20 protein-coding genes are annotated in these 21,817 nt (G+C 68.5%); 13 read left to right on the top strand and 7 right to left on the bottom strand.

The window, feature by feature from the left end; genetic code table 11:
- Nucleotides 1-176 precede the first annotated feature (176 nt).
- Nucleotides 177-638, top strand: a complete 462-nt coding sequence (locus tag BLV94_RS23215) for an Lrp/AsnC family transcriptional regulator (protein ID WP_072939510.1) — start codon at nt 177-179, stop codon at nt 636-638.
- A gap of 2 nt (nt 639-640) precedes the next feature.
- Here BLV94_RS23215 and BLV94_RS23210 read toward each other — a convergent pair whose 3' ends face one another.
- On the bottom strand, nt 641-2,167 hold the full coding sequence (locus BLV94_RS23210; RefSeq protein WP_174705467.1) for a gamma-aminobutyraldehyde dehydrogenase: 1,527 nt from the start codon (nt 2,165-2,167) through the stop codon (nt 641-643).
- A gap of 291 nt (nt 2,168-2,458) precedes the next feature.
- Here BLV94_RS23210 and BLV94_RS23205 point away from each other — a divergent pair, with 291 nt between their 5' ends.
- From BLV94_RS23205 to BLV94_RS23175, 7 genes are all read left to right on the top strand, one after another.
- Entirely contained in the window at nt 2,459-3,838 is a 1,380-nt protein-coding gene (locus BLV94_RS23205) for an aspartate aminotransferase family protein (protein ID WP_072939507.1), read from the top strand.
- A gap of 113 nt (nt 3,839-3,951) precedes the next feature.
- Nucleotides 3,952-5,439, top strand: a complete 1,488-nt coding sequence (locus BLV94_RS23200) for an APC family permease (RefSeq protein ID WP_072939504.1) — start codon at nt 3,952-3,954, stop codon at nt 5,437-5,439.
- Between the two features lie 192 nt (nt 5,440-5,631).
- Nucleotides 5,632-6,471 (top strand): polysaccharide deacetylase family protein, encoded by an 840-nt coding sequence (locus BLV94_RS23195; RefSeq protein ID WP_072939502.1) that lies wholly within the window; start codon nt 5,632-5,634, stop codon nt 6,469-6,471.
- Nucleotides 6,468-7,973 (top strand): C45 family autoproteolytic acyltransferase/hydrolase, encoded by a 1,506-nt coding sequence (locus BLV94_RS23190; RefSeq protein ID WP_072939500.1) that lies wholly within the window; start codon nt 6,468-6,470, stop codon nt 7,971-7,973. The genes BLV94_RS23195 and BLV94_RS23190 overlap by 4 nt, the downstream gene beginning before the upstream one ends.
- Nucleotides 7,970-8,740, top strand: coding sequence for an SDR family NAD(P)-dependent oxidoreductase (locus BLV94_RS23185; RefSeq protein WP_072939497.1), 771 nt, complete (start codon nt 7,970-7,972; stop codon nt 8,738-8,740). The genes BLV94_RS23190 and BLV94_RS23185 overlap by 4 nt, the downstream gene beginning before the upstream one ends.
- 19 nt (nt 8,741-8,759) lie before the next feature.
- Nucleotides 8,760-9,785 carry an aromatic ring-hydroxylating oxygenase subunit alpha gene (locus BLV94_RS23180; protein ID WP_072939592.1) on the top strand — a complete coding sequence of 342 codons (1,026 nt, stop codon included), beginning with the start codon at nt 8,760-8,762 and terminating at the stop codon, nt 9,783-9,785.
- Nucleotides 9,766-10,719 (top strand): PDR/VanB family oxidoreductase, encoded by a 954-nt coding sequence (locus tag BLV94_RS23175; protein ID WP_072939495.1) that lies wholly within the window; start codon nt 9,766-9,768, stop codon nt 10,717-10,719. Before BLV94_RS23180 ends, BLV94_RS23175 begins: the two co-directional genes overlap by 20 nt.
- Nucleotides 10,720-10,760: 41 nt before the next feature.
- Here the strand turns inward: BLV94_RS23175 and BLV94_RS23170 are convergent, their stop codons facing one another.
- Both BLV94_RS23170 and BLV94_RS23165 read right to left on the bottom strand, forming a co-directional pair.
- Nucleotides 10,761-11,381: a 5-oxoprolinase subunit B family protein gene (locus BLV94_RS23170; RefSeq protein ID WP_072939492.1), complete on the bottom strand. Its 621-nt coding sequence runs from the start codon at nt 11,379-11,381 to the stop codon at nt 10,761-10,763.
- Nucleotides 11,381-12,139 (bottom strand): LamB/YcsF family protein, encoded by a 759-nt coding sequence (locus tag BLV94_RS23165; protein WP_072939489.1) that lies wholly within the window; start codon nt 12,137-12,139, stop codon nt 11,381-11,383. The genes BLV94_RS23170 and BLV94_RS23165 overlap by 1 nt, the downstream gene beginning before the upstream one ends.
- A gap of 129 nt (nt 12,140-12,268) precedes the next feature.
- Here BLV94_RS23165 and BLV94_RS23160 point away from each other — a divergent pair, with 129 nt between their 5' ends.
- The 4 genes from BLV94_RS23160 to BLV94_RS23145 all read left to right on the top strand — a co-directional run bounded on the left by BLV94_RS23160 (nt 12,269) and on the right by BLV94_RS23145 (nt 15,215).
- Nucleotides 12,269-13,447: a PPE domain-containing protein gene (locus BLV94_RS23160; protein WP_072939590.1), complete on the top strand. Its 1,179-nt coding sequence runs from the start codon at nt 12,269-12,271 to the stop codon at nt 13,445-13,447.
- A complete protein-coding gene (locus BLV94_RS23155; protein ID WP_072939487.1) occupies nt 13,444-14,205 on the top strand; it encodes an ESX secretion-associated protein EspG in 762 nt (253 codons plus the stop codon). The genes BLV94_RS23160 and BLV94_RS23155 overlap by 4 nt, the downstream gene beginning before the upstream one ends.
- 63 nt (nt 14,206-14,268) lie before the next feature.
- Complete coding sequence (locus tag BLV94_RS23150; RefSeq protein ID WP_072939484.1) at nt 14,269-14,682, top strand: hypothetical protein; 414 nt, start codon at nt 14,269-14,271, stop codon at nt 14,680-14,682.
- A gap of 23 nt (nt 14,683-14,705) precedes the next feature.
- Complete coding sequence (locus tag BLV94_RS23145) at nt 14,706-15,215, top strand: DUF3558 family protein (RefSeq protein ID WP_072939588.1); 510 nt, start codon at nt 14,706-14,708, stop codon at nt 15,213-15,215.
- 74 nt (nt 15,216-15,289) lie between these two features.
- Here the strand turns inward: BLV94_RS23145 and BLV94_RS23140 are convergent, their stop codons facing one another.
- From BLV94_RS23140 to BLV94_RS23130, 3 genes are read right to left on the bottom strand one after another with little or no spacing between them, the layout of a single operon-like run.
- On the bottom strand, nt 15,290-16,183 hold the full coding sequence (locus tag BLV94_RS23140) for a metal ABC transporter permease (RefSeq protein WP_072939481.1): 894 nt from the start codon (nt 16,181-16,183) through the stop codon (nt 15,290-15,292).
- Complete coding sequence (locus BLV94_RS23135) at nt 16,180-17,058, bottom strand: metal ABC transporter ATP-binding protein (RefSeq protein WP_072939478.1); 879 nt, start codon at nt 17,056-17,058, stop codon at nt 16,180-16,182. Before BLV94_RS23135 ends, BLV94_RS23140 begins: the two co-directional genes overlap by 4 nt.
- Nucleotides 17,059-17,071: 13 nt before the next feature.
- Nucleotides 17,072-18,016 carry a metal ABC transporter solute-binding protein, Zn/Mn family gene (locus BLV94_RS23130; protein ID WP_072939476.1) on the bottom strand — a complete coding sequence of 315 codons (945 nt, stop codon included), beginning with the start codon at nt 18,014-18,016 and terminating at the stop codon, nt 17,072-17,074.
- 138 nt (nt 18,017-18,154) lie between these two features.
- On the opposite strand from BLV94_RS23130, the gene BLV94_RS23125 reads away from it, so the two are divergent.
- Complete coding sequence (locus BLV94_RS23125; RefSeq protein WP_072939473.1) at nt 18,155-19,243, top strand: LacI family DNA-binding transcriptional regulator; 1,089 nt, start codon at nt 18,155-18,157, stop codon at nt 19,241-19,243.
- A gap of 13 nt (nt 19,244-19,256) precedes the next feature.
- On the opposite strand, the gene otsB is transcribed toward BLV94_RS23125, so the two are convergent.
- The gene (gene otsB, locus BLV94_RS23120) at nt 19,257-21,797 is read right to left on the bottom strand and encodes a trehalose-phosphatase (RefSeq protein ID WP_072939471.1); all 2,541 of its coding nucleotides are present in this window, start codon (nt 21,795-21,797) and stop codon (nt 19,257-19,259) included.
- Nucleotides 21,798-21,817: the final 20 nt, after the last annotated feature.

Raw genomic sequence — 21,817 nt, 5'->3', positions numbered from 1 at the left:
GGGTGGAGGCCGACGGGCCGCCGCAAGTATGTGATTCAAGACACTAACACCGCGCAATGCGTCGCACAAGACAAGATATCAACGCAATGCGCATCAACTGAGGCTTTGCGTCCATGAAATGCAGTCTTTTGTCCCCGGAACGCCACTGATCTCGTCGTTCTGGATAGAGTCGGTCCATGTCTCAGCACACTCTGGACGAACTGGACCGCGCGATCCTGCGGCAACTCGAAGACGATGGGCGGCGAGCGTTTCGGGAGATCGCCCGCAACCTGGGTTCGTCCGAGGCGACGGTACGGGCCCGCGTGAAGCGTCTGCAGGACCTGAACATCCTGCGCATCGTCGCGTTCGCCGATCCCGAGCGGCTGGGCGACTCCCAACTGGCTCTCGTGTTCCTCACCGTCGACCCGGCCCGGCATCAGGACGTCGTGGACACGCTGACCGAGATGCCCGAGATCACGTACGTCTCGACGCTGCTGGGGCGGAGCGACATCTGCGTCGAGGTCGGCAGCGCCAACAACGCCGAACTGTGGGCCTTCCTCAATCAGCACGTCAGCGCCATCGAGGGCGTGCGCACCACGGAGACCATCTCGATCCTCAAAGTGCACAAACTGCGGTACGGCACGCCCTCGAAGGAGTAGCCCTACTGCGTCGCGCCGAACACCGTGCGGTGCCACGCTTTCCGCGACACTCCGGTGATGTCGCTCATGACGTGCTTGACGGTCAGGTACTCCTCGAACGAGTACGTCGACATGTCCTTGCCGAAGCCGGACGCGCCGACCCCGCCGTGCGGCATCTCGCTGATGATCGGGATGTGATCGTTGACCCACACACAACCCGCGTCGATCTCCCGTGATGCGCGCTGCGCGCGGTACAGGTTCGTCGTCCACGCCGACGCGGCGAGACCGTAGTCGGTGTCGTTGGCGCGGCGGATCGCGTCGTCGTCGCCCGAATGACGGCTCACGGTGAGCACCGGTCCGAACGCCTCGTCGCGGTACACCTCCGCATCCTCGGTGACGTCGGCGATCAGGGTGGGGAGGTAGAACGCTCCGGGCAGGTCGGGGGCGGATCCGCCCGTCACGATCCGGAAGCCGGCGGCGCGGGCGCGCTGCACCATGCCGTCGACCCGGTCGCGATGCGCGAGCGTGATCAGCGATCCGAGGTCGGTGTCCGGGTCGTAGGGATCGCCCACCACCACCCGTTCCATCAGTTCGGCCACACCGGCGACGAAGTCGTCGTACAGCGAGTCCGCCACGATTGCGCGGGTCGCCGCGGTGCAGTCCTGGCCGCCGTTGATCAGCGACGCCGCGACCGCGCCGTGCACTGCCGCCTCGAGATCGGCGTCGTCGAACACGACGAACGGGGCCTTGCCGCCCAGCTCGAGCTGCACGCGGGTGCCGTTCGTCGATGCCTGCGCCATCACCGTGCGGCCCACGGCGGTCGACCCGGTGAAGGTCAGCATGTCGATTCCGCGGTGTCCGGCGAGCGCGGCGCCCACCTCGGCGCCGGTGCCCGTCACCACGTTGAACACGCCGTCGGGCAGCCCGGATTCGGTGGCCAGCCGGGCGAGGCGGAGCGTCGTGAGGGGCGTGAGCTCGCTCGGTTTGAGCACGACCGTGCACCCGGCGGCCAACGCCGGAATCACCTTCCAGACCGCCATCTGCAGCGGATAGTTCCACGGCGTGATCGACCCGACGACGCCGACGGCGTCACGCCGGATGCTCGACGTGTGGTCGGGGGAGTACTCCGCGGCGGCCTTGCCCTCGAGATTGCGGGAGGCTCCGGCGAAGAAGTCGATGTTGTCGATGCTGCCCGGGACGTCGAACTCGCGAGCGAGCCGGATTGCCTTGCCGGTCTGCGCGACTTCTTCGCGGGCGAACAGTTCCGCGTCGCGCTCGAGTGCGCGGGCAAGGGTGGTGAGAACTGCTGCGCGCTCGGCCGGGGCGGCACCCGACCAGCCGGGGAAGGCGGCACGCGCCGACCGGACGGCGGCGTCGGCGTCCCGGGCGGTCGCGAGGGTCAGTGCCGTGACGGGGGCGCCCGTCGCCGGATCGACGATGCGGTGAATGGCGCCGGAGCCCTCGGCCGGGGATCCGGAGATCCAGCAGCCGGGCACGGTGGCGGGCAGGTCGAGCGAGGTGGACGGCGGAAAAGGGACCGAGACGGTCATGAGATCACTCCAAGACGGGGGCGAGAAAAAAGATTCACCCACAGTAGAAGAGCGCACTCGTGTTGGCTACCCGACGCCACGAATTCGGTCATCAAACCGGAACATTTCCTGCGCATTGCGTCAATATTTATCAAGTTGCTACTTGAATTCGCGGGCAGAAGGCGTCACGATTGACGCATGCCGGATCGGACCTCGGCGTTCGACGGCCTGCCGAGGCGATCGGCCCGGATTCGGCCGCTGATGCTGGAACAGTCCGAATTCGACTGAACCGAAACACAATTGAGGACTACGATGACTGCAGTCACCGAAAGAACCACGACCGGACTCGAAGCGTCCGCCCGCCGCCATCTGTGGGGGCATTTCTCCCGGCACGGGGACAACATCACCCCGCCGATCATCACCCGCGGCGACGGCGCCCGGATCTGGGACTCCACCGGTAAGAGTTACCTCGACGGGCTGTCCGGGCTGTTCGTCGTGCAGGCCGGACACGGCCGGGCCGAGCTCGCCGAGGCCGCCGCCAAGCAGGCCGAACAGTTGGCGTTCTTCCCACTCTGGTCCTACGCCACCGAACCCGCCATCGAACTCGCCGAACGCCTCGCCGGCTACGCCCCCGGCGACCTGAACCGGGTGTTCTTCACCACCGGCGGCGGCGAGGCCGTCGAAAGCGCCTGGAAACTGGCCAAACAGTACTTCAAGAAGGTCGGCAAACCCGGCAAACACAAGGTCATCTCCCGCTCCATCGCCTACCACGGCACCCCCCAAGGGGCCCTGGCGATCACCGGCATCCCCGCGCTGAAGGCCCCGTTCGAACCGCTCACCCCCGGCGCGTTCCGGGTCCCCAACACCAACATCTACCGCGCCCCCGACCCCCTCGGCAGTGATCCGAAGGCGTTCGGGATCTGGGCCGCCGACCGGATCGCCGAGGCCATCGAATTCGAGGGCCCCGACACCGTCGCCGCCGTCTTCCTCGAACCGGTGCAGAACGCCGGCGGCTGCTTCCCGCCGCCGCCCGGCTACTTCGAACGGGTCCGGCAGATCTGCGACGAGTACGACGTGCTGCTGGTCTCGGACGAGGTGATCTGCGCGTTCGGGAGGATCGGGTCGATGTTCGCGTGCGAGGACTTCGGGTACGTGCCCGACATCATCACCTGCGCCAAGGGCCTGACCTCGGGGTACTCGCCGATCGGGGCGATGATCGCCTCGGACCGGTTGTTCGCACCGTTCGCGGACGGGACGTCGATGTTCGCGCACGGCTACACCTTCGGCGGGCACCCGGTCTCCGCGGCGGTGGCATTGGCGAACCTGGACATCTTCGAACGCGAGGGCCTCAACGCGCACGTCGCCGAGCAGGCGCCGGCGTTCCGGGCCACCCTCGACCAGCTCACCGATCTGCCGATGGTCGGGGACGTGCGCGGGGAGGGGTTCTTCTACGGCATCGAACTGGTCAAGGACAAGGCCACGAAGGAGTCGTTCAGCGACGCCGAGGCCGAGCGGATCCTGCACGGGTTCCTCTCCACCGCCCTGTTCGACGCCGGCCTGTACTGCCGGGCCGACGACCGCGGCGACCCGGTCATCCAACTCGCACCGCCGCTGATCTGTGGGCAAACCGAATTCGACGAAATCGAAAACATCCTCCGCGGCGTCCTCACCGAAGCGTGGACCCTGTTGTAACGCAACAGGCCCCACACGAAGGCGGCACTTCGACAACGGCGTCGAGGTGCCGCCTTCGTGTTTCCGGTGCGCCTCACGCGCGCATCGCACCTTCTCACGAGAACGGCAGAATCATGACTTCCCACTCCTCGCTGTCCGCGAACGGCGGTGCCGGCCCGGACGGCCCCGATCGCGGCGAGAGCATGCATCCCCTGAACCGCGGATTGGGCGTCGGCGCCATCGTCTTCATGGTGGTGGCCGCCGCCGCACCGCTCGCCGTCGTCGCCGCCCAGGTGCCCATCGTCATCGCGTTCGGCGGCAGTATCGGTGCGCCGCTGTTCTTCCTGATCGCCGCTGTCATCCTCACCTTGTTCGCGGTCGGGTACACGCTGATGAGCAGGCACGTCCGCAACGCGGGGGCGTTCTACTCGTACGTCCAGGCCGGGCTCGGACGGATCAACGGGCTCGGTGCCGCGTTGCTGGCGCTCGTGTCGTATTCGATGCTCCTCATCGCCGTCTACTCCTATCAGGGGGTGGCGGCGAGCAACGCCGCCGCGCAGTACCTGCATGTCGACGCCCCCTGGTGGGTGTTCTCGTTCTCAGCTTTCGGGATTGTCTCCGTGCTCGGGTACCGCGACATCGAGCTCAGTTCCAAGGTTCTCGGGGTACTCCTGATCGCGGAGGCGCTCATCGTCGTCGTGCTCGACGTCGCCATCCTGGTCAAGGGCGGCGCAGCAGGACTGACAGCCGCCCCTCTGCTGCCGACCACGGTGTTCGACGGCTCGCCCGGGCTGGGTCTGATGTTCGCGTTCTTCGCCTTCTTCGGGTTCGAGGCCACGGCCGTGTTCCGGAACGAGGCGCGCGACCCCGACCGCACCGTTCCGCGCGCAACGTACGTCGCGGTCGTGTCGATCGGTGCGTTCTACGCGCTGTCCGCGTGGGCGGTGGTCGTCGGAGCCGGTGCGACCGATGCGGTGGATACGGCATCGGACGATCCCGTGAACATGGTGTTCGACCTCGCCACCCGGTACGCGGGGACGGTCGTGCACGACATCATGCAGCTTCTCGTGGTGACCAGCGTCTTCGCGTGCGTGCTGTCGTTCCACAACGTCATCACGCGATACCAGTTCACTCTCGGCTCGATGGGAGTGCTGCCGTCGGCGCTCGGCCGGGTCAGCCCGAAGTACGGGGCGCCCTCGCGCTCGTCGATCGTCCTGACCGCGATCTCCGGAGTGCTGCTCGCGGTGGTCGCGGTCAGCGGTATCGATCCGATCACCCAGGCCTACACGTGGCTGTCCGGTGCGGCGACGCTCGGGATCGTCCTGCTCATGGCGCTCACCAATCTGGCGGTCATCGTGTTCTTCCGCAGGCACGATCTCGACAAGCGCCGGTGGCACACGGTGGTGGCACCGTCGCTCGCGATCCTCGGTCTGCTCGCGGTGGTCGCTCTCGTCGTGACCAACTTCGAACTCCTCATCGGAGATCGGCTGGGCGCGTTGATCATCGGAGGCCTGGTGCTCGCCGCGTACGGCGTCGGTGTGGTCGTCGCCCTGCGGATGCGACGGTCCCGCCCGGCTGTCTACGCGGCGCTGCGGGACGGCGAAACGCAGACCGGCGACTGACGCTGCGCAATGCGCAGCAGGACCGACGAAGTTCGACGCAAAGTTTCGGTGTTTCTAGGGTTGTGTGGCGGTTTGCGCGCTGTTAATGTGGTCTGCAACACGCAAAGCGTTGAATCAATCCGCATTGGCTGCCGAAATGCGCAGCATCGAGTCGAATCCGCCGCCGAAGCGGCGCAATCAGAGGAGCGTGTCTTGACGATCCAGGACTTTCCCACCGCAGACTGGCCGGGCGGCAAGGCCGCCGCGGTGTCGTTGACCTTCGACGTCGACGCGGAGGCCGGCTGGCTCGGGGAGGGCGACGAGTACGCACGCCGTCTGACCATCCTGTCCGAGGGCCGCTACGGCGTCACGCGCGGAGTGCCGCGCATCCTCGACCTGCTCGCCCGATACGACATCTCGGCCACATTTTTCGTCCCCGGACACACCGCGCAGCATCACCCCGCGATGGTGGAGAGCCTGCTCGACGCGGGGCACGAGATCGGACACCACGGACACCTGCACCTGCGCAGCGACAAGGTGAGCGAGCAGCAGCAGATCGACGAGATCGACAAGGGCCTCGAAGCCCTCGAACGGCTCGGCGTCCCGCGGCCGCAGGGATACCGCTCCACGTCCTGGGAACTCACCCCCGAGACATTCGGACTGCTCGTCGACCGCGGATTCCTCTACGACTCCAGCTGCATGGGCGACGACCGACCGTACGTCGAGTCCTGGGACGGCCTCGAGATCCTCGAACTGCCCGTGCACTGGTCGCTCGACGACTGGCCGCGCTTCGGCTGGAACATCGACGGAGGCGGCAACGTCGCCGACCCCGAAGAGCTGCGTCGTTGCTGGACAGCCGAATTCGAGTCCGCCCGCGCCGAACGTCGGCACACGAGCTTCACGATGCACCCCGAGGTCATCGGACGCCCCTACCGGCTCGGCCAGTTCGAGCAGGTGGTGGCGCACATGGCCGAATCCGGCGACGTGTGGTTCGCCCGCCTCGACGAGGTCGCCGAGTTGGTGGCGCCGCGACTGCTGCGGGTGGCGTCGTGACCCGCCGGTTCCGCTCCACGCAGACCCGGCCGTGGGACCGCGGACACGAATTCGGCAGTGCCCACGCGGAACAGGTCGGCGCGTCGGTGGCCGCGTACCAGCAGCTGTTCGACCGCGCTGCCGGCTCGGCCGTCGACCTCGACCACTGGGGGACCCTCGCCCTCGAGCGGATCACGGCGGCCGCACCCGCACTCGCCGACGAGATCGCCGGCATCGCGGACGGCGCCGGTCTGTCGGTGGCCGCGGTCGCGGCGATCAATGCGCGTACCGAAGTGCTTGCGGCGGTTGGCTCGATCACGCCGAGTGAGTGCTCGACCGTCGTCCGACTCCGGGACGGGGCGCCGCCGGTCTCCGTGCAGGCATGGGACTGGTTCGCCGAACTCGCCGACCTGTGGCTCGTCTGGGAGATCCCGCACGAAAGCGGTCACGTGACCACCACCGTCACCGAATACGGCATCGTCGGCAAGATCGGCGTCAACGACCGCGGCCTGGGCGTGCACTTCAACATCCTCCACCACACCGGGGACGGGAACGGGATCGGCGTCCCGGTGCACGTGCTCGCCCGCGCCGTGCTCGACGAATCACGCGACCTCAACCACGCGCTCGTCCGGCTCGCCCAGGCGGAGGTGTCCGCGTCGACGTCGCTGACGCTCGTCGCGAGCACCGGCGGCGAATCCGCGGCCGTGAGCGTCGAACTCAACCCCGGCGGAATCGGGTACGCACTGCCGGACCCCGACGGCCTCCTCGTCCACACCAACCATTTCCTCAGCAGCCCGGCGAACCTGCACGACAGGGAACTCCGGGACGGACCGGACACCGTGATCCGGTTCGACATGCTCCGCCGTCGACTGGCCGGCAGACCGGACGTCGACGCCCCCGCGGTTGTCGAGGCGATGACGTCGCACCTGCTCGGCGGCGGGGCGACGTGCTGCCACGTCGACCCGGCCCTGCCGGCGTCGGCACGCTTCGAAACCCTCGCCACCGTCTCGCTCGACGTCGAGAACGGAACCCTGACCGCCCATTCCGGTGGGCCCTGCACCATTCCTGCCGATTTCGCGGCACCGACCAAGGAGAACACCGTGCTGAAACTGAAGCGCATCGACAACATGGACATCCTCACCCGCGATGTCGACGCCCTCGTGGAGTTCTACCACGGCGTCCTCGGGCTGCCCTTCCACCTCCCCTACGAGAAGGACGAGGAGTGGGCGGCGATCGACATGGGCAACGTGACGCTCTACATCTTCAAATCCGAAGTGGGCGAACATGCTCCGCGCCGCACCGCGGTCAACCCCGACAACGCACCCGGCTACGACTCGATCGCGTTCGAGGTCGACAGCCTCGACGAGGCCGAGGCCGCGCTCGACGGGCGCGTCGAGTGGGTCGACGAGCGGATCCAGTGGAAGCACCCCAGTGGCACCTGGTACCAGTACCGTCCGTTCTTCGACCCCGACGGCAACATGCTGTACATCACCGAGCCGCACATCGTGGGGGCGGGAGCATGAGTGTCACCGCCATCCCGGGTGTTCGGCTGGACGACCGTGTCGCGCTGGTCACCGGCGCCGCACGGGGCATGGGAGCCGCACATGCCCGGACCCTCGCGGCCCGCGGCGCCGACCTGATCGTCGCCGATCTCGACGCCGCGGAACTGTCGGCGGTCGCCAAGGAGATCCGCGACAGCACCGGCCGCCGCGTCGAATGCCTCGAACTGGACGTCACCGCACCGGACGTCGGCGAACGCGTCGTCGCCGTCGCGAACGACAACTGGGGTCGCCTCGACATCCTGGTCCACAACGCCGGCATCATGCACGACTGGAAGTCCCTCGGCGACACACCTGTCGAGAACCTCCGGCCGTACCTCGACGTCAACGTCCTCGGGCCGTACGCCATCACCCGCGCCGCCGCGCCGCTCCTCGCCCGCAGCGAGGCACCGCGCGTCATCTTCATCTCCTCGCAGTGGGGGCAGGTCCCCGGCGGCCACTCCTACGGCTACATGGTGTCCAAGACCGCGCAACTCGGGCTGATGAAGGCGCTTGCCTCCGAACTCGTCTCGCAGAAGATCCTCGTCAACGCCGTCGCACCGGGCGCGATCCACACCCGGATGGTCCCCGACGACGTCTACGCCGAAGAACTCGCCGCCGTTCCCCTCGGCCGTCTCGGTGACGCCCACGAAATCGCCGCGGCCGTCGCCTTCCTCGCCTCCGACGGAGCCGCCTTCATCACCGGACAGACCCTCGCGGTCAACGGTGGAGCGCTCGTCGTCGGCGCCTGAACTCCCCGAAAGGACCCTCGTGACCACCTCGATCCCCACCCCCACCAAACGCGAACTGGCCGAAGCGTCGATGCGCCGCTCCTGGTTCCCCGTCGCCCGCCTCTGCGACCTCGACAAGCCCCAGACGGCCACGCTTCTCGGCGTCAGCCTGGTGATCTACCGCGACGGCGAGGGGCGGATCTCGGTGCAGTCGCGGCGCTGCCCGCACCGCGGCGGCGACCTGTCGATGGGCGAAGTGCACCAGAGCTCCATCGGCTGCCCCTACCACGGCTGGGAGTTCTCCAGCACCGACGGCAGCTGCAGCCGCATCCCGTCCCTTGCCGATCAGGGCAAGATCCCACCGCGCGCGTCGATCGCCACCTACCCCGCCGTCGAACGGTTCGGTCACGTCTGGACGGTGCTCGAAGACCCGATCCGCGACATGTACGAGATCGAGGAGTGGCAGGGCCTCGACCTCGAATGGCTGGCCGCCGACCCGATCGACTCGTCGGTCGGAGTCGGGGTGACGATCGAGAACTTCCGCGACGTCGCGCACTTCCCCTTCGTCCACAAGGTGTCGATGGGCCCGACACCGGAGATCGTCGAACCGCTGAACGTCAACCGGGACGGACTCGACGTGTGGATGGACCGGCCACTCGACGCCGGCTCCGGCGACTGGGCCAACGACGGCGACTGCATGATGCGGTACCGCTGCTCCGCACCGGGTCTCGCGTCCATCACGTACCACTACGAGAAGCTGGGCCGCCGCGTCGTCGCCGGGTTCCCGTCGCCGATCGATTACGAGCACGTCAAGATCTTCTGGGGCGTCGCCAACGAGGTCGGCTACCGCGGCGCGGACCTCGAGGAGTGCCTGCGCGTCGAGGAGATGGTGTACCTCGAAGACATCCCGATCGTCGAATTCATCGAACCCCGTGAAATCCCGTGGGATTCCGAGTTCCAGGAATTCTCCGTTCCCGCCGACCTGTTCACCCTCAACTACCGGCGCTCGTTCACCGAGCTGATGAACCGCGTCAAGGACGGCAGCCATGTCAACGAGTTCGTCTGATCCGCAGACCCTCCCGCTGCGTGTCGTCGCTGCCCGCTGGGAGGCGGAGTCGATCACGTCGTACGAGTTCACCCGTTCCGACGGCGGCGAGCTGCCGGCCTGGGAACCGGGCGCACACGTCGACGTGCACCTGCCGTCGGGGACGGTCCGGCAGTACTCGCTGTGCGGCGACCCCGCCGACTCGAGCCGCTACCGCATCGCCGTCCTCGAACTGCCCGCGGGCAGGGGTGGCTCGGTGGAGGTCCACCGCGAGCTGCGTCCGGGTCGCGTGGTCGAGATCGGCTGTCCCCGCTCAAATTTCGCGTTGACCGAGGCGGACCGGTACGTGTTCGTCGCCGGCGGCATCGGCATCACCCCGATGCTGCCGATGATCCGGGAAGTGCAACGCCGCGGCGGAACCTGGGAACTGGTGTACGGAGCGCGCACCGCCGAGCACTTCGCGTTCGTGAGCGAGCTGGACGCGTCCGCGGTGCGGTTGGTGCCGCAGGACACGGACGGTCACCTCGATCTGGCGTCCGTCGTGGCGTCCTCGTCGGGGGCGGCGGTCTACTGCTGCGGGCCCACACCGCTCATGGACGCGCTGGTGGAACGGATGTCGCAGGCGGGGCGCGCCGGCGATCTCCACCTCGAACGGTTCGCCGCGGCGGCCCCGGCGGTCGGGTCGAGTGGTGAGTTCGAGGTCGAACTCGCCCGCAGCGAGAAGGTGCTCCCGGTGCGTCCCGACCAGACCGTGCTCGAAGCGGTCCGCGACGCCGGCATCGACCATCCGTCGTCGTGCGAGATGGGCATCTGCGGGTCCTGCGAGGTGAAGGTCCTGAGCGGCGACGTCGACCACCGCGACGACCTCCTCACCGAAAGCGAACGCGCGCAATGCAACAGCATGATGATCTGCGTGTCCCGGGCGAGGGGTGATCGTCTGGTCCTGGACCTGTGATGCGGCTCCGCCACCCGTGAGTACTTATTAACCGCGGGCGGTTAATAAGTACTCACGGGCGCGAAGCGCACGACGACGCCGGGACGGAGCAGGGCAGGGGGAGTGCGCCCGGCATCCCAGATCGGTTCGTCCGTGGTTCCGATGAGCTGCCATCCGCCGGGCGAGGAGCGGGGGTAGATTCCCGTGAACTCCCCTCCGAGCGCCACCGTCCCGGCGGGGACGGAGGTCCGCGGCGTCGCGCGGCGCGGCACGTGCAAGTCGGGTGCACCGCCGGTGAGATAACCGAAACCGGGGGCGAAGCCGCAGAACGCCACCGTCCACGGCGTTCCGGTGTGCGCCGCGACGACGCCGTCGACACCGAGCCCGGTCAGTTCGGCCACGTCCTCGAGGTCGGGGCCGTCGTAGCGCACGGCGATCCGGACCTCCTCCGGGGCGCCCTCGGCGACCGCCGCCGCCGGTTCCGTCGTCCGCACCCACTTGGCGACGCGGTCGCGGCTCGTCGCGCCGTGGTCGAACCGCACCAGGATGGTGCGCGCCGCCGGTATCACCTCCCGGACCCCGGGTGGCCGGGAGTCGTCCAGAGCACGGAAGTGCGCGAGCACGGTGCCCTGGTCCTCGAACTCGGCGAGGATCGCGCTTTCTCCGACGTCGAGGATGCGCATCACACGAACGGCTCCACCGTGACGCCCTCGGCGTCGAGCAACGACCGGATGGCGGTGGCCATCTCGACGGCGGCGGGCGTATCGCCGTGTACGCAGACGGATTCGGCGGTGACCGCGAGGACGGTGCCGTCGACGGCTTCGAGGGTGTGATCGACGACGAGTCTGCGGACCCGCTCCGCCACGACCGCCGGATCGCGCAGGACCGCGCCGTCCGTCGTGCGGGGCACCAGCGTTCCGTCGGGCGTGTACGCGCGGTCCGCGAACGCCTCGATGACCGTCCGCAGCCCGGCCTTCTCGGCCTCCTCCAGGAACACCGAACCGGGCAGACCGAGAACCGGAAGCGTGTCGTCGTACGCGGTCACCGCCGCGACCACCGCGCGGGCCTGCTCACGGTGATGCACGATCGCGTTGTACAGCGCGCCGTGCGGTTTCACGTACGCCACCGCGGACCCGGAGACCTGGGCTAGACCGTCGAGTGCGCCGATCTGATAAACGACGTCGGCCGTCAGATCACGCGGGGCGACGTCGATGAACCGGCGCCCGAACCCGGCGAGGTCGTGATAGCCCACCTGCGCGCCTATCCGGACCGTCAACTCGGACGCCGCGGAACAACAGGCCCACAGCGTCGCGGGGTCGCCCGCATGAAAACCGCAGGCCACGTTGGCGCTGGTCACGAGCTTCAGCATCGCCACGTCGTCGCCGAGGGTCCAGGCACCGTAGCTCTCGCCGAGGTCGCTGTTCAGATCGATTGCCGGCACATATTCGATACTAGGGTTCCGAATGCCGTCTTGTAGATTCTCTCGCGGGGGCGGGCGGAACCGGTGAGGGTCCTGCTGCGTCAGAACAATTGACCGTGTGTGGCGGACCGCGCCATCGGAGGGGGAAACGTGACCGACCCGGCATACATCAAGGATCCCGAGAACTTCCACTCGGACCAGTGGGACCACGCGAGGATCGCGAGTGCCGTCGCCGGCATGGACGTCGAGCACGTGAGCGGCATCGCGCGAGCCTGGACCGAACTGGGGACGACGGCCCACGACGCGATCGTCGAGTTCAGCGACGCGATCAAGAAGGCGATCAGCGAGAGCTGGCAGGGGGCTGCCGCGTCGGCGGCCTATGGCGAGACCGAGCGGTACTCGACGTCCGCGCCGGAGGCACAGGATCAACTTCACGGAGTGGCGGCGGCGCTGACCCCGCTGGCGGAGACGGTCGCGTCGCTGCGGTCGCAGGTCCCCGAAACCATCGGCACCGGACTGTGGGACAAGCTGACCCCCTGGGACACGGACACCGAGGACGAGTACTACCGGCGCGAGGGCGAAGCGCGCGAGAGGATGGCCACGATCTACAACCCGGGGCTCGCGACTTCGGACGGCAACGTCCCGGCGTTCACGAGACCGGAGAGCCGGGTCGATGTTCCTTCGGGTCCGTCCGCGCCCGGCGTCGATTACTCGAGCGGCGCCCCCAGCTCGAGCGAGCGGTTCGGGGGACCGAGCGCCGGCCGGCCGAATTCCGGCGACGCTCCGGATATCGACAGTCCCGCCAGCGACGCGTCCGCTGCGCCCGGCACCCCCGCAGCGGACGGCGCGCAGCAGAATGCGGAAACTGCGCCGTCGTCGGCCACCGCGCCCGCGGCGACGGCCCCGGCCTCGGTGTCGGGTGATCAGGCGCAGAGCCGATCGGTCCTGCCGCCGGGTGCCGACTCGTCCTCGGGCGCCGGTTCACGATCTGCGGGTGCGGGTGCGGGTGGGGGTGCCGGTGCGGGCGGATTCGGCGTCGGCGGGCTCGGCGGCGCCAGCGGCGTCGGTGCCGGAAGTCGGGCGGGTGCCGGTGCCCGGTCGGGCTCCACACCCGGGGTCGCGGGGGCCGCAGCCGGTGGTCGCACCGGCGCCGGGATTCGGGGTACCGGCCCGATGGGCGGCGGAATGATGGGCGGCGCCCCCGGGGCTGCCAAGGGCGGCGGCGAGGACAAGGAACACAAGACGCCCGACTACCTGATCACCCTCGACAACGGCAACGAGCTGATCGGCAAACTGCCCCTCGTCTCGCCGCCGGTGATCGGCGCATGAGCATGCGCAATTGGCGGCTGCGTCCCGAACTGTTCGAAGCCCTGTGGGCAGGCACCGGGCAGGACCGCATCCCGTACCCGTTCCGGATCGTGAGCGCACACCCCGGGCTCAACGCCTATGTGGCAGAGCAGAACCGGATTCGAGAAGCCTTCGCGGGAGCCGAGCACGACGACGTGAAGTCGGCGTTGGGCGTGCTCGCCGAGCCCGACGTGTATGTAGAGATCTCCGGTTCCACCGCCGACGAGACACCGATCCGCATCATCGGTGCCCAGCACCGGCAGTGGGTCGTGATCGCGTCACAACTCCTCGGCCGGGCACCGCGGATCGGCGGCGACGTGGTGATCGGCGCCGGGCAGGCCGGAAAACTGGGCGCGCAACTGATCGGCCTCATCCCGCAGAACGCCGCCGGCAGGCGCCGGTTCCAGCGACGGGACGACGAAGATGCCCACTTCTCCCAGGGAATCCTGCAGGAGGTCAACCGGGCGGCTCCCGTCCCCAGACTCGAATCCGCCGTGCAGAAGGGATACGCGGGCCGCGGCAAGATCCGAGTCTTCCGCGGCCCCCGCTACGGCACCGGCCGCGACGTCGGCGTCATGCAGTGGATCGACATCGCCGGCGACGGCCGCTACGTGATCGGCCCGCACGATCCCGCCGCCGCGCACCCGGCAGGTCCTGACCAGCTCGTATCCTCGCTCGACACCCTGATCAGGGTGGGTACGACTCCTCGGGCAGGCTCGGTCGGTGCCCGCGGTTGGTAGATTGCCACGCGCCGGCGATTGCACAGGTGGGGACACAGCACGACACACGGAGGGGGCACGAACATGGCGGGGCCAGAAGCACCGGAAGCCGGTTGGAAGGCTTTCACCGAGAACATCGTGGGGGGAGGCAGGCTCGAACTTGACCCGGCCGGGTTAGAACAGTGCATCAAGCTGTGCCAGGACCATGCGGATCGCATGAAGCTTCTCGGAGGCCGAGCGCGCCGAGAACTGCGCGCTACGGACCTTGGACTAGGGGAAAAAGACATCGAGTCGGCCAAGCAACTCGCGCGAAAGTTCGATGAAAAGGCGATCGGCGGAGATGACATCGAGTTCGCAAACACTGCGGTCGGCTTGTTTCTGGCTCACGAGACCTACGCGTCGGATATGAAGTCGATGTTCGAGGCCGTCTTGGCGAGCTACAGAGAGCAGGACGCTGCAACCGCCGCGCGACTGGGATCCGTTGGAGTGCAACTGTGAAGCGTGTCGCGGTCCGCGCGACGATGGTGACCTTGAGTCTCCTGTCGGTTGTCGGGGTCGTCGCATGCTCTCAGCCGGTCGACGGGGAGCCTGCAGGAGAGCCCGCGGTCGAGATCACTTACCAGCCATGCGACGCCTTCTCGCCGGAAGCGCTCGCCGCGGCGAGGATCGATGCGGCACCGCCTGACCGGATGCCAGATCGAGATGACCCCCCAAATCATGCATGCGGGTTCTTGTCTCGAAATCCCTCCTACGTGGTCGTGACTTCGGCGATCGGCACACCTTTCAGTGGTATCGCGAGCGACGAGCGCTTCAACGTTCTGAGTGAGACGGAGATTGGTGGACGGAGTGCGCTGGTGTCGGATTTCCGCGGTGGTAGTGCGTGCACGGTGTCGGTGGCGATCGAGCCGGGGATTCTGGAGTTCATGATCGGGTACAGCGAGTTGGAGGATTTCACGACTGTCGACGCGGCGTGCGATCAGGCAACGAAGGTGGCGACGGCGCTGGCGCCGTATTTCCCCGACCACCTCTAGGCCCGCTTGCACTGAGCCGCCACCCTTCGGCGTGTGAGGGCCGATTCGGCCGCCGAGCGGCGAATAGTGGCGGCTCAGTGCGTGTGTGCGTGGGTGTGGGCGATGCGTCCGGCGTTCTTGCGTCGTGAGGAGCCGCTGAGTCGGCATGCGAGGTAGATGACGAACGAGATCGTGGTGACGAAGCTGGACACGGGCACGCCGGGTGCGAGGGACAGCAGGATGCCGCCGACGGCGGCGAGTTCGGCGAACACGATCGACAGGATGGTCGCCTTGAGGGGGCTGGCGGTGACGTAGGCGGCGGCTGCGGCGGGGGTGATGAGGAGTGCCATGACGAGTAGTGCGCCGACGATCTGGACGCCGAGGGCGGCGGTGATGCCGACGAGGACGGCGAACACGATCGACAGGGCGCGCACGGGGACTCCGCGGGCTTCGGCGACGTCGGGGTCGGTGCTCGAGAAGAGGAGGGGACGGTAGATCAGGCCGAGGACTCCGATGACGAGCACGGCGCAGAGCAGCAGCAACTGCAGGCCGCTGTCGCCGGGTGCGACGATCTGGCCGATCAGCAGCGAGAAGCTGGTGCCGGTGCGCCCTTGGTACGACCAGATGAACAGCACCGACAGGCCGAGCCCGAACGCCATGATCACGCCGATCACGGAGTCACGGTCGCGGGCCTTCGCGCCGAGCAGCCCGAAGAGGACGGCCGCGACCACCGAACCGGCGATGGCGCCTGCCCCGACGCTGACGCCGATGAGCAGGGCTGCCGACGCACCGGTCAGCGACAGCTCGCTCGTGCCGTGCACGGCGAACGACATCTGCCTGCTCACGATGAGCGGTCCGATGGCTCCCGCGAGGAGGCCGAGGATGGCGCCCGCGATCAATGCCTGCTGCACGAAGTCGTACTGCAGGAGGTCGACGGTGGCAGAGACGTCGAACATGCGTGACATGGCGTCGGTGAACTTGTTGCTCATGCGTGTCCCTCGTCGGTGTGGTGCACACCCTCGCCGGGGCGGAGGCCGCCCGCGCTGCCGAGGGCGTCGATGGCGTCGCCGGTGCCGATCACGACGAGGCGGCCGCGCACGTGCAGCACCTCGACGTCGGTGCGGTACAGCTCGGACAGCACCTCCGACGTCATGACCTCTTCCGGTTTGCCGATGCGGAACTGGCCGTCGACGAGGTAGAGCACGCGGTCGACGAGGGGGAGGATCGGGTTGATCTCGTGGGTGACGAACAGGACCGCGGTGTCGTGGGTGCGGCGCCGCCGGTCGATGAGTCCGGACACGAGGTTCTGGTTGGCCAGGTCGAGGCTGAGCAGCGGCTCGTCGCACAGCAGGATCTGCGGGTTGCCGACGAGGGCCTGCGCGATCCGCAGTCGCTGCTGCTCACCGCCGGACATGGAACCGATCGGCGCGTCCGCGTAGTGCTGGGCGCCGACTTCGGCGATCGCCGCATCGACGATGGCCCGGCGCCGGCCTCGCCGGAGGAGACCGGTTCCCCACTGGTGGCCGTCGACGCCGAGCCCGACGAGGTCGCGGCCGCGGAGCGGCAACCCGTCGTCGAGCGACTTCTGCTGGGGGATGTACCCGACGTGCGAATTGCCCTTTCGCGCCGGGGTTCCGGCGATGCGCGCGGTGCCGGAGCTGAGGGCGAGCTGACCGAGCAGCACCTTGAGCAGCGACGTCTTGCCCGACCCGTTGGGTCCGAGGACGGCGACGAATTCGCCGGGTTCCACGGTGAGGTCGAGGTCCTGCCAGAGTGTGCGTTCGCCGAAGGACAGTCGCGCCCCCGTCAGTTCCAGTGCGGGGACGCGACCGTTGCCGGCGTTCTTCGAAGTGGGTTCTGTCACAAGCCGATCAGTTCTATTGCAGAGCCGCGGCGAGCGACTCGGCGGTGTTGGTCTGCCACTGAATGTAGTCCAGGCCTTCGGGGAGGGTTTCGGTCACCTCGACGACGGGGATGCCCGCCGACTCGGCCGTGGCCCGCACGTCCTGGGTGACCCGGTCCTGCGTCTGCACGTTGTAGACGAGGGCCTGCACCTGCTTGCCGGTGAGCAGCTGTCGCGTGGCGGCGATGGCGGCGGGCGCGGGGTCGTTGCCGTTCTCGATGGCGCTCGTGAAGTCGGGCGGGGTGACGTCCTTCAGGCCCGCGGACTGCAGCAGGTAGTAGGCGATCGGTTCGGTCTGGGCGACGGGCGCGTCCTTGTGGGCGGCCGCGATGCCGTCGGTGATCGCGGAGATCTGCTCGAGCTGACCGTGGAAGGTGGCGGCGTTGGCCTTGTAGGCGTCGGCGTTGTCGGGATCGAGTTGGCCGAGCTTGTCGGCGATGGACTGCGCGGTGGCATCGACGGTGTCGACGTCGAACCAGACGTGTTCGTTGACGTCGCCGTGGTCGTGGCCCTCGTGCGAGTCACCGCCGCCCTCGCCCGCGTGCGCGCCACCCTCGAGGAGGTCGAACGCGTTGACCGTGAGCTGGTCGCTGTTGCCGGTGCCGATGATGTCGTCGACGAAGTGGTCGTATCCGCCGCCGTTGTAGACGATCAGCGAGGCGTCGGTGAGCTTGGCGGCGTCGGTCGGGCTCGCCTCGAACGAGTGCGGATCGGACGACGGTTCGGTGATGATCGAGGTGACGTCCACCTTGTCGCCGGCGACGGCCTGCGCGACGCTGCCCCACACGTTCGTCGATGCGACGACGGTCAGGGTGCCGTCACCGGTCGTGTCGGAGCCGCACGCGGTGAGGGTGAGGGCCGCGGCGAACGACAGCCCGACGGCCGCCGTGACGGCACGAAAACCTGAGGAAGCGCGCACAGAAAACTCCTGACCGAATACGAACGCTAAACGCTATTGGAAACCGTTACCGTTGCACTTTAGCGGATAGGTCCTGGTAGTGCACTTTCGGTGCAGCCCCGACGCGCCCGAACGCGGGCCAGGTACTAACGTCCCCCTATGCCCAGGTCTCGACAGCCTCGTCGCCAAGCCACGCTGGCGTCGCTCGCGGCCGAGCTCAATATTTCGCGAACGACGGTGTCCAACGCCTACAACCGGCCCGATCAACTTTCCGCGGAACTCCGCGACCGGGTGCTGCAGGCGGCCAAGCGCCGCGGCTATCCCGGCCCCGACCCGGTGGCCCGATCCCTGCGCACCCGCAAGGCCGGGGCCGTGGGACTGCTGCTCACCGAGGCCCTCAGCTACTCCTTCCGCGACCCGGCCGCGATGAGCTTTCTGTCCGGACTGGCCGAGTCGTGCGAGGCCGCCGGGCAGGGGCTGCTCCTGATTCCGGCGGGTCCGGGTCGCGAGGAGGCGGACGCCGCCGCGGTCGTGCAGCAGGCGGGCGTCGACGGGTTCGTCGTGTACTCGGTGGCGGACGACGACCCGTACCTCGCGGCGGTGTGCGAGCGGCACCTGCCGATGGTCGTGTGCGATCAGCCGCGGGAAATCCCGGGTGCGTCGCTCATCGGCATCGACGACCGCGGCGCGATGCGCGGACTCGCCGACTACCTGATCGGCCTCGGCCACCGCGACATCGGCGTGCTGAGCATGAGGCTGGGGCGCGACCGCGCGGACGGGGTCGCCGACGCGGAGCGCCTGCGGTCGCCGAACTTCCACGTCCAGCGCGAACGCATCGAGGGCGTGCGCGACGCCATGTCCGACGCCGGCCTGGACCCCGCCACCCTCACCGTCATCGAGCGGTTCGAGCACACCGGGAAGTCGGGGCACGCCGGTGCCGCACAGGCGCTCGCCGTGAATCCCCGGATCACCGCGCTCGTGTGCACCACCGACGTCCTCGCTCTCGGCGCACTGGACTGGGCGCGCTGGCAGGGCATCGACGTGCCCGGACAGCTGTCGGTCACCGGATTCGACGGCGTCGACGACGCACTGCGCGAGGGCCTGACCACCGTGCGGCAACCTCAGGAGGAGAAGGGCCGCCGCGCGGGGGCCCTGCTCATGTCGCCGTCGCACTCCGGGGTCGCGACCGTCGAAATGCTCGAGACCGAACTGCTGCGCGGTTCGACGGCCGGGCCCGCCAGACGCTGACCCGGCCGCCGGCTCAGGCCAGGAGCTGAGCGCAGCGCAGCAGTCCCAGGTGGCTGTACGCCTGGGGGTGGTTGCCCAGCGACCGCTCGGCGACGGGGTCGTACTCCTCGCTGAGCAGTCCGGTCGGTCCGGCGGCGTCGACCAGTTGCGCGAACAACGCTTCCGCCTGCGACCGCTGACCGATCAGCAGGTACGCCTCCACCAGCCAGGCCGCGCAGAGGTGGAACCCGCCCTCGGTGCCGGGCAGTCCGTCGTCGTGGTGGTACCGGTACACGGTGGAACCGCTGCGCAGTTCCGCCTCGGTGGCCGTGACGGTGGCCGCGAACTTCTCGTCCGACGGGTCGATCAGCCCGGACAGTCCGATGTACAGGGTGGCGGCGTCGAGGTCGGTGCCGTCGTAGGCGGCGGTGTACGAGCGGACCTCGTCCTTCCAGCCTTTCTCGCGCACCTCGTCCGCGATCTTGTCGCGCAACGGCGTCCACCCGGGCTCGATGTCGCGGCCGAAGTGCTCGGCCAACGCCACCGCACGGTCGATGGTGACCCACCCCATCACCTTGGAATACACGTGGTGCCGGGGGTTGTCGCGGATCTCCCAGATGCCGTGGTCGGGTTCGAACCAGCGACGTTCGACGGCCTCGACCATGGCGCAGACCAGTTCCCAGTCCCGGTCGTTGAGCGCCACCTCGGCGCCCTGCTTCTCGCGGGCGTGGGACAGGTCGTGGATGAGCTCGACGATGGGTCCGAACACGTCGAGTTGGACCTGCTGATTGGCCGCGTTGCCGATGCGGACCGGCCGCGAGCCCGCGTAGCCGGGCAGCGAGTCGATGACGGCCTCGGGCGGCAGACCGCCACCGTGCAGCGTGTAGAGAGGGTGCAGGCGTTCGGGGCCGGGCAGCGTCTCGAGGACGTCGTGCACCCAGTCGAGGTAGCCCTCGGCCTCGCTGAGGGAGCCGAGGCTCACGAGCGCGGACGCGGTGAGCGCCGCGTCGCGGAGCCAGCAGTAGCGGTAGTCCCAGTTGCGGACGCCGCCGATCTCCTCGGGCAGCGAGGTGGTGGCGGCCGCCATGATCGCTCCGGAGTCGACGTGCACCAGACCGCGGAGGGTGAGCGCGGAGCGCTTCATCAGGTCGGGTTTGAGCGTGGGCAGGGTGAGGCTCTTCGCCCAGTCCGACCAGTACGATTCGGCCAGTGCGCGACGCTCCTGCTCGGGCGTCTCCGACGGTCCGAGTTCTTCGGTGCCGCACCGCAATTCCAGGACGACGTCGCCACCGGACGGATCGACGACGGCATGCGCGGTCTGCTGGTTGCCGTCGGAGGTGACGTTCCACTGCACGCCGGGGGAGCGCAGCACGATCGGCTCGTTGGTGCCGTGCACCCGCAGTCCCTCGCTGACCGCCTCGAGGATGACCTGGCCCTGACCGAACTCGGGCCGCGGTGCGAACGTCACGACGGCGGCGGCCTGCCCGCTGATCACCCGGGTCAGGTCGGTGCGGCCCAGACGGACGTCGTGCGGCAGGTAGTCGGTGACGGACAGGCTGGCCCACCGTGTCTGCACGGTCATGGTGCTGTCGATGTACCGCTGGCTCAGCGGCAGGGCGCTGCGGTGCGGGCCGACGCTGAAATGGCCGGCCTCCGGTCCACCGAGCAGGTGCGCGAACACGGACGCCGAGTCGGGTTCGGGATGACACAACCAGGTGAGGGTCGCGTCCGGCGTGACGAGGGCGACGGTCCGCGGGCTGGCGAGCATGGTGAGGCGCTCGATCGGCGGCGCGTGGGCCCCGGACAGCCAGGTGCGGCGCTCCTCGAGCAGGAACGCGAGGGCCGCGGCGACATCTTCGGTGCTCGACACCCGGAATTCGGCGAGACTGTCGCCGGGGCCGACCTTCACGCCGAGGTCGGGGCCCTGGAGGCGTGCGAACGCCTTCTCGTCGGTGACGTCGTCGCCGACGAACACTGCCGCGGTCGCGCCGTCCTGGTGGCGGATCAGGTCGAGGGCATGGCCCTTGTCGGTGGCGACGACGGCCAGTTCGATGACGGACTTGCCCTCGGTGACCTGCACGCCCACCCGCTGCCCGGCGTCGGCGCGCACCGCGGCCAGTGCGCGGGCGCCTTCCTCGGCGTCGGCGTTGCGGACGTGCAGGGCGACGCTCGCCGGCTTCGCCTCCACCGACGTGCCGGCGTGCAGGGCGGAGATCCGCCTGAGTTCCTCGGTGATCTCTCCGAGAAGTTTCTTGGCGTCGGCGTCGATCGCATGGATGAAACCGATGTCGAATTCCGAGCCGTGGCTGCCGACGAGTTGAACCTCGGCGGGCAGCCGCGACAGCGCGGCGAGGTCTTTGAGTGCCCGGCCCGAGATCACGGCCGCCGTGGTTCCGGCGAGGCTGGCCAGGGCGCGGAGAGCACGTACCGATTCGGCGTGGGGAAACGCCTTTTCGGGGTCCGAGACGATGGGGGCCATCGTGCCGTCGTAATCGGACGCGACGAGCAGACGAGGGGTCCGCGCGACCCGGGAGAGGGCACGACGAAGTTCGATGGGCAGATCATGGGCGCTCACACGTTCAAATCTAGGGGATG

It is taken from the genome of Rhodococcus koreensis (assembly GCF_900105905.1).
Lineage (GTDB): Bacteria > Actinomycetota > Actinomycetes > Mycobacteriales > Mycobacteriaceae > Rhodococcus_F > Rhodococcus_F koreensis.
The sequence above is the reverse complement of the archived record's forward strand: the minus strand, read 5'-3'. Positions and strand labels throughout refer to the sequence as shown.